The 7,486-nt window shown below is 59.6% G+C and carries 8 protein-coding genes and 1 pseudogene; 3 read left to right on the top strand and 6 right to left on the bottom strand.

The window, feature by feature from the left end:
• Nucleotides 1-1,041: glycosyl hydrolase family 18 protein (locus AC1D06_RS40975; RefSeq protein WP_477991171.1), on the top strand; the 1,041-nt coding region annotated here is incomplete at its 5' end.
• Nucleotides 1,042-1,136: 95 nt separating this feature from the next.
• On the opposite strand, the gene AC1D06_RS40970 is transcribed toward AC1D06_RS40975, so the two are convergent.
• The 5 genes and pseudogenes from AC1D06_RS40970 to AC1D06_RS40950 form a co-directional block, all read right to left on the bottom strand.
• Nucleotides 1,137-1,808, bottom strand: a complete 672-nt coding sequence (locus tag AC1D06_RS40970) for a L,D-transpeptidase (protein WP_477876706.1) — start codon at nucleotides 1,806-1,808, stop codon at nucleotides 1,137-1,139.
• Between the two features lie 198 nt (nucleotides 1,809-2,006).
• Nucleotides 2,007-2,686: pseudogene (locus AC1D06_RS40965) on the bottom strand (GNAT family N-acetyltransferase).
• A 14-nt stretch (nucleotides 2,687-2,700) separates the two neighbouring features.
• Nucleotides 2,701-3,093 carry a MarR family winged helix-turn-helix transcriptional regulator gene (locus tag AC1D06_RS40960; protein WP_477991173.1) on the bottom strand — a complete coding sequence of 131 codons (393 nt, stop codon included), beginning with the start codon at nucleotides 3,091-3,093 and terminating at the stop codon, nucleotides 2,701-2,703.
• A 220-nt stretch (nucleotides 3,094-3,313) separates the two neighbouring features.
• Complete coding sequence (locus tag AC1D06_RS40955) at nucleotides 3,314-4,384, bottom strand: GGDEF domain-containing protein (protein ID WP_477876703.1); 1,071 nt, start codon at nucleotides 4,382-4,384, stop codon at nucleotides 3,314-3,316.
• A gap of 236 nt (nucleotides 4,385-4,620) precedes the next feature.
• Nucleotides 4,621-6,228, bottom strand: a complete 1,608-nt coding sequence (locus tag AC1D06_RS40950) for a fumarate hydratase (RefSeq protein ID WP_477991169.1) — start codon at nucleotides 6,226-6,228, stop codon at nucleotides 4,621-4,623.
• Between the two features lie 201 nt (nucleotides 6,229-6,429).
• Between AC1D06_RS40950 and AC1D06_RS40945 the strand changes: the two genes are divergently transcribed.
• Nucleotides 6,430-6,660 (top strand): hypothetical protein, encoded by a 231-nt coding sequence (locus AC1D06_RS40945; RefSeq protein ID WP_477876701.1) that lies wholly within the window; start codon nucleotides 6,430-6,432, stop codon nucleotides 6,658-6,660.
• Nucleotides 6,661-6,749: 89 nt separating this feature from the next.
• Here AC1D06_RS40945 and AC1D06_RS40940 read toward each other — a convergent pair whose 3' ends face one another.
• Nucleotides 6,750-6,938: a 4-oxalocrotonate tautomerase gene (locus AC1D06_RS40940; protein WP_477876700.1), complete on the bottom strand. Its 189-nt coding sequence runs from the start codon at nucleotides 6,936-6,938 to the stop codon at nucleotides 6,750-6,752.
• A gap of 111 nt (nucleotides 6,939-7,049) precedes the next feature.
• Here AC1D06_RS40940 and AC1D06_RS40935 point away from each other — a divergent pair.
• The coding region (locus tag AC1D06_RS40935) for a LysR family transcriptional regulator (protein WP_477991167.1) at nucleotides 7,050-7,486 on the top strand (437 nt) is incomplete at its 3' end.

Raw genomic sequence — 7,486 nt, 5'->3', positions numbered from 1 at the left:
GCGCATCAGTCGGGGCTCAGCGATTTTACGCTGGCTTTCATGCAAGGCCAGGATTCACAGCTCGACGGGTCGGGCGCGGATGCCCATCTGAATCAGGGCGAGGTGCCGACGCTGAGCTGGGGCGGGCTCGATCCGGATGCGTTGTCGACGCAAAAGATTGCCCAGCAGGTCGATGCGATCCAGGCGGATGGCGGCACGGTGACGATCTCGTTCGGCGGTTTTGGCGGCCGCGACGTGGCTGTGATCGCCAACCAATATTCGGAGAACCTGCAGGATGGGCCGGATGATTATTCCAAGGCGCAGGCCGACCATACTGCGCTGAAGACGCTCACCTCAGAATACCAATCGGGGATCGATACCTATGGCGTCGACCATCTCGACTTCGACATCGAGCCGGACACGATCACGGGCGACGAGGGCGATCTCTACGATGTCGTTGCCGACAAGGCGGCCAACCATCTGCGCGATCTGGCGATCAACAAGCTGAAGGCCGCCAATCCCGATCTCCAGGTCAGCTTCACCATCGCCACCCAGCCGAACGGGCTGCCGCATGATACGAGCTATACCGGCGGCAATGTGCTCGGCATTCTCAAGCAGGCCAAGGCCGACCATGTCGATCTCGACGTCGTCAATATCATGGCCATGGACTATTTCACTGGCGAAAAGCATCCCGACATGGGGGAGAATGCGATCGATGCGGCCAAGGCGGTACACAAGCAATTGCTCAAGCTCGGCATGGACGACGTCAAGATCGCCATCACGCCGATGATCGGCCAGAACGACAATTGGCAGAACCCGAAGACCAGCGAAGTGTTCACGCTGGAAGATGCACGCGAAGTGACAGCCTTTGCCGCCAAGACGCCATGGATCACCGGCATCGGCATGTGGGAACTGCCGCGCGACATTGCAGCGACCAAGGACACGACCGATCACGAGCCGACGTCGCACAGAAGCGGCGTCATTCAGGATCAGTGGGAGTTCTCATCGATCTTCGATGGGATCGCACAGCATGCGGCGTCGCACGACGGATTCTTTTTCTGATGGCGAGCGGTGAAATGCCACTCCGGTGAATGCGTCTCAACCACAAAACAGCAAAAGCCGGCACATGGCCGGCTTTTCTACGAGTTCGAAATCCTTCAGTCGCGAATGATCACCTTGGTGCCGATGGTCACGCTGGCATAGAGGTGTTCGACATCCTCGTTGGCCATGCGGAAGCAGCCGGAAGAGGCGGCATGGCCGATCGAGAGCGGCTGGTTGGTGCCGTGGATGCGGAATTCGCTTGAGCCGAGATACATGGCGCGGGCACCGAGCGGGTTGGTGAGGCCGCCTTCCATCTTTTCCGGCAGGATATGACCCTTCTTGGCTTCGCGTTCGCGCATTTCCTTCGGGGGAGTCCAGGTCGGCCATTCGGTCATCGCGGTGACCGTCTCGGTGCCGGTCCAGTTGAAGCCTTCCTTGCCGATGGCGACGCCGTAGGAAATGGCGAGGCCCTTGGAGATCACGTGGTAGAGGCGACGCTCGGAATTGACGATGACGATCGTGCCGACGGGAACAGTGGGGTCGAAGGCAACCAGCTTGCGGCCGATCGGCGAAGTGTTGATGTCAGCCTTCTTCTTCGCCTTGACCGGCTTGTCGTCGCCGAGCAACTGCATCCAGCCCTGCTTGTTGGCGTTGGTCGACAGCGAGGCCAACTGTGCGTCGGTGTGGGTCTTTTCCTTGCCGAACAGCAGGAAGCCTGCATGGGCCGGAGCGGTAAACATCATGGCGGCGGTCAGCGAGGCGGCAAGGAATGCGATCATCTTGTTCATTTCAGTCTCTCCGTTCGGTTGGGGAGAGGGGCCGTTTTCGCCCTGGCCGCGCCTCATCCCGTTGTTCGATGGAGGTGTTGTAGACCGGGCAAGACGCGGTCGCTGTTTCCTTGGGAACATGGTTAATTTGAATAAAATTTGCGAGATTTACAGTGTGTCTGGCAATAGAGGCCCGCGCGCTTGGGATGGCGGACTGGCCTATGCGTCGGGCACGATCGCAACCACGGTGAGATCGGCGCGGTGGCGGAAACCGAGGGATTCATAAAGGCTTATCGCCGGTGCGTTGCCTGAGAAAGTATGCAGGTAAGGCGTGTCGCCCGCAGCCATGATCTGTTGCGAAACGAATTGCGACAATGCCCTGGCAAGACCGCGGCCCCTGAAATCCGGATGGACACAGACGCCGGACAATTCGACGAAGCCGGCTGTTTCAACCGTTCGCCCGCCATGGCGACGATCCTGCCATCATCCCGGATGCCCCAGAAAGCGCCGAGCGCCTGCGACTTCAACGTGAACGGGCCTGGTTTCGTCAATGTCGCCAGCGCAAGCATCTCTTCCGCATCCGGCCAGCCAAGGGGAACGATACGCGGATCGGCGATCGGATCGATCGGGTGCTCTAGGATCATCTGCACCAGCGGCGTGGTTGTTGCCGTACGAAAGCCGTTCGGAAGGCCGATCTGGCCTGTCTGGGCGAGGATCATCGGTTCGCCGGGGCGGGCAAGTGCCGCCAATGCTTCGAGACTTTCCGGTTCATCATCGGCAGTGGCGGCAAACGAGCTGACGCCAGGGCCATAGCGTCGCGCGAGACCGTTGCCGATTGCGAGTTCTGCATGGCGGGTGTCGAGAGCGCTCCAGCCCGGCCGGTCGAGTATGGAGGTCATATCCGTTGCTCCTTCTATGAAAGCCGCTGCGCTCTGATAGCGAGGGGTTGTTCGTCGAGGCCGTCCTCGATGGCGGCCAACTGGTCGAGAAATGGACCTTCCAAGTCGCCACAGAGGTCGCGGACTGCCGCATCTATCGCGGGCCAGACGGTTTTGGCGGCGCGTTCGATCAACTGCTCGCCCCCGGCGGAAAGATTGATGACACGCCGCCGCTGGTCGTCGGGCGCAGGCTCCGCGGTGAGCAGCCCCGCATCGACCAGCTGCATGACTGTCCGGGTCACGGCTGGCTGGCTGACGCCGAGCGCGTCTGCAAGCTCGCCGATCGTGAGCGGGCCGAGCTTGTCCACGGCCGCAAGATAGGGAAATTGGCTGGCAATGATCGTGACCCCATCGTGGCCGTCGATCAGCTTCTGTGTTTCGGCCTACAGCCTTTCGCCGAGCCGTTTCAGCCGCGTGCCGAGTGCCAGGTAGCCGAATGTGCGGACCACGTCGTTCATGAGGAGAAGCTCATAGCCATTTATATAACACGTTATATAAATGGCTATGGATAAGGTTGCAAGCGCCCGTTCGTGAAAATAAAAAAGCCGGCGAGAGGCCGGCTTAAGTGTGAGTGGAGTGTAGGCTTAATTATTTTTTATAAAGCAGCCAGCTCTTGGAAAGCTCTTTCTTCATTCCGTCCTCGAAGACCATGCAACAGTTGCGGCCATTGCTCTTGGCGGCATACAGCGCCACATCGGCTTTCTGATAGAGTTCCTGCGGGTTCTCGGCTTCGGCGGCGAGGCAGAGGCCGAGTGACAGCGTTACCGGACCGTAGTTGACGCCGGTCTTGGAGTTCTTGAACGGCGTCGACTCCAGCGAACGGCGGACGCGTTCGGCCACCGACGCCGCTTCCTCCACCGAGGTGTTTTCCAGGATGATGGCGAATTCCTCACCGCCGGTGCGGGCGACGAAGACGTCCTTGCGGACATTGGACCTGATGACATTGCCGACAGTGGCGAGGATCTTGTCGCCGACCGGATGGCCGAACGTGTCGTTGATTTTCTTGAAATGGTCGATATCGCCGAGGATCACCGTCGTCGTGTTGCGACCGAACTGGTTGTTGAACACGGCGGCAAGCCGCTCGTCGAAGGCGCGGCGGTTGAACAGGCGGGTCAGCGAGTCGGTGTTGGCGATGCGCTTATATTCTTCGAGTTCCTTGCGGACGTCCTCCATCTCGCGCGACTTCGTCTCGATGCCGTCGGCGGTCACCTGGTTGCCGACCATCTTCGAATCGGTCGCGTCGGAGAGCAGAGTGATGGCGCTGTTGAGCAGGTCGGCGCTCGCCGCGCTCTTGGAAGTAATTCGCGAATAGGTGTCGCCAAGCAGCTTGTTGTAGCTTTCGAGCGAGGTGTGCTCCTGCCGGAGCAGCGTGACCAGGCCTTCGAGATCCTTGAGCATCTTGGAATGGGCGCTGTCGACGACATTGGCCTGCTGATGGCCGAAATATTGTGCGCCGATGGCGTCCAACTCTTCCTGCGTCGCGCGCGTGCCAAGCGCCGCCAGTTCCTTGGTCAGCTTCGGGTTGGAGCCAATATAGGCTTCATAGAAGAGCTCATAATTGCGGGGAATCGGCGAGACACCCATCTGGCGCATGGCATAGGTCACCTGTGCGGCAATATCCGGCACCTGCACCTTTTGCTGAGGCTGCGCCATGTTCATCAGTGAGCTCCCTAACATCCATGCCCACCGTTTGTTTTAGCGCTCAAGTATTGGGAAACGGTTAATGTTGGGTCACTTCGAAAGAGGAAAAGCAGGCAATTCAATGTTTTGAGTTCGTACTTAAGCACAGATTCGACTTGATCCGAGACAAAAATGATATTTGTCATGTCGATTCCAGCCCCTTTGGACAGGCGCCATGCCCCACCATGATAGTGGGGCTGGCCCTGGCGTCAGAACTATTCGAGGTTCAATTCCTTGAAGAAGTCATTGCCCTTGTCGTCGATGACGATGAAAGCGGGGAAATCCTCGACTTCGATCCGCCAGATCGCCTCCATGCCAAGCTCGGCGTATTCCACCACTTCGACCTTCTTGATGCAGTCCTTGGCAAGCCGCGCCGCCGGGCCGCCGATCGAGCCGAGATAGAAGCCGTGATGGGTGGCGCAGGCTTCACGCACTGCCCGCGACCGGTTGCCTTTGGCGAGCATGACCATAGAGCCGCCGAAGGACTGGAACTGGTCGACATACGAGTCCATGCGTCCGGCGGTGGTGGGGCCGAAGGAGCCCGAGGCGTAGCCGGCAGGGGTCTTTGCCGGACCGGCATAGTAGATCGGATGGTTCTTGAAATAGTCCGGCATGCCTTCGCCGGCTTCGAGGCGGGCGCGGATTTTCGCGTGCGCCAGGTCGCGGGCGACGATGATCGGGCCGGTGAGCGACAGCCGGGTCTTGATCGGATATCTCGTCAGTTCGGCGAGGATTTCCGCCATCGGCCGGTTGAGATCGATCTTGACGACATCATCGTCGAGATGGCGATCCTCGACCTCCGGCAGGAATTTCGACGGGTCGGTTTCCAGCGCTTCGAGGAAGATGCCGTCCCTGGTGATCCTGCCCTTGGCCTGGCGGTCGGCGGAACAGCTGACGCCGAGCCCGATCGGCAGCGAAGCGCCGTGGCGGGGCAGGCGGATGACGCGCACGTCATGACAGAAATACTTGCCGCCGAATTGCGCGCCGACGCCGAGGCTCTGCGTCAGCTTGTGGATTTCCTTTTCCATTTCGACATCGCGGAACGCGTGCCCGCCTTCAGAACCTTCGGTCGGCAATTCGTCGAGATAGTGGGTCGAAGCGAGCTTCACCGTCTTTAGGTTCATCTCGGCTGAGGTGCCACCGATGACGATGGCAAGATGGTAGGGCGGGCAGGCCGCGGTACCGAGCGACAGGATCTTGTCCTTGAGGAAAGCGACCAAACGGTCATGCGTCAGAAGCGACGGCGTGCCCTGGTAGAGATAGGTCTTGTTGGCCGAGCCGCCGCCCTTGGCGACGAACAGGAATTCATAGTCATCCGTGCCTTCCTCATAGATGTCGATCTGGGCCGGCAGATTGTTCTTGGTGTTCTTCTCTTCGAACATCGAAATGGGCGCGAGCTGCGAATAGCGCAGGTTCTTCTTGAGATAGGCGTCCATGACGCCGTGGGCGAGCGCTTCGTAGTCGCCGCCTTCGGTCCAGACGCGGCGGCCCTTTTTGCCCATGATGATCGCGGTGCCGGTGTCCTGGCACATCGGCAGCACGCCGCCGGCGGCGATATTGGCGTTCTTCAGCAAGTCATAGGCGACGAAGCGGTCATTGGCGGTGGCTTCCGGGTCGTCCAGGATCGACGCGAGCTGCTTCAGGTGATCGGTGCGCAGCAGATGATTGATGTCGGCGAAGGCGGTTTCCGCGAGCAGCCGCATGCCTTCCGGCTCGACGGTCAGGATGTCCTGGCCCTTGAATGTGTCGACGGAGACGTAGTCGGAGGTGAGCTTGCGGTAGGACGTCCTGTCCTCGCCGAGCGGAAAGAGATCACCGGCCATGGGAAAGCCTTTCGAAGGGTTCGGGATGGCCGTGGTTTTAGGGACATCAAGGGCGGATTGCAATGATTCTAAAGGCGGCAGACGGGCGCAGGCAACGGAGAGGCAGTCTGACTATTCTTGGGTGTATCGGCTGGCGGTCTTCTCGCGGTGTACCGATTGACGTAAAGCAATTTCATCAAAGCAATCGCAAGGAGCTACAGCATGCGCGCCTTCCTGCTTTCCGTTGTTTCTGCCGCGGCGATCACCGCGATTTCTTCCACCGCCTTTGCCTGGAGCTGCGTCGCCACCGCCAGCGATGGCGCCCAGGGCTGGAGCAGCAACTATGCCAATGAAAAGGCGGCCGAGAGCCGGGCCATACGGGAATGCCAGAAATACGCCAACACTGACGATTGCGAAGTTCAGCAATGCGTGCCCGATAACGGCAAATCCTGAGCGCGCCTCGGGCGCTCCGCCGCTCCGATCTGTTGAGATCCCGCAACAATTCAATGCTGCGGGAGCCTTTGTGAGTTGTGGATCACATATCAGGTGTTGTCGGACTTCAACTTTCCTGCCGTCGCCCAGGCATCTTTTGCCACTTCCGTGATGATGATTTCGACCGACTCCGGTGGGCATACGAGGGTTTCGGCGACGACCTTCGTCGCCTCGCGGACGAAATTCCGCTTCTGCTCAGGCGTCCGCCCCGGATGCATCTCAAGTCTCAATATCGGCATGTCAATCTCCATAGGAACAGCCCAGGTCGGGCGCTTCGGAGTGTTCTACAGACTGATCTCGAGATAAATAGCGCGACGGGATGTTCATTCAGAACCCAGAGGTTAGGAATTATGGACAAGCTGGCCGGTATGGAAATGTTTGTCAGGGTTGTGGAACATGGCAGCTTTGCTGCCGCCGCCGATATCAGCGACGTATCGCCGACGATGGTCGCCAAGCATGTGCGGTTGATCGAGCAGCGCCTGGGCGCGCGGCTGCTTCACCGCACCACGCGTCGTCACCAACTCACCGAGGTCGGCAAGCTCTATTATGAGCGCTGCAAGGCGGTTCTGGCGGAGATGGCTCTCGCCGAAGCAAGTGCATCGGAGCTCCAGGCGAGCCCACGCGGCCAATTGCGCCTGGTTGCTCCCGTCAGCTTCGGCAGCGAGAAGCTCGTGCCCGTGATTGCCGGATATCTGCGTGAAAATCCGGATGTCAGCATTGACTTGACGCTGGACAATCGCGGCCACGATCTGATCGGTGAAGGATACGAGCTCGGCATCCATATCGG

This window comes from Rhizobium sp. P2_G2 (assembly GCF_056403555.1).
The sequence above is the reverse complement of the archived record's forward strand: the minus strand, read 5'-3'. Positions and strand labels throughout refer to the sequence as shown.

What these genes read in the sequence shown, in the direction of transcription:
- AC1D06_RS40945 (WP_477876701.1), top strand. Translation starts at nt 6,430, where the DNA reads ATGCGCGCCTTCCTGCTTTCCGTTGTTTCTGCCGCGGCGATCACCGCG.
- AC1D06_RS40970 (WP_477876706.1), bottom strand. Translation starts at nt 1,808, where the DNA reads ATGAACAAGATGATCGCATTCCTTGCCGCCTCGCTGACCGCCGCCATG.
- AC1D06_RS40950 (WP_477991169.1), bottom strand. Translation starts at nt 6,228, where the DNA reads ATGGCCGGTGATCTCTTTCCGCTCGGCGAGGACAGGACGTCCTACCGC.
- AC1D06_RS40955 (WP_477876703.1), bottom strand. Translation starts at nt 4,384, where the DNA reads ATGAACATGGCGCAGCCTCAGCAAAAGGTGCAGGTGCCGGATATTGCC.
- AC1D06_RS40940 (WP_477876700.1), bottom strand. Translation starts at nt 6,938, where the DNA reads ATGCCGATATTGAGACTTGAGATGCATCCGGGGCGGACGCCTGAGCAG.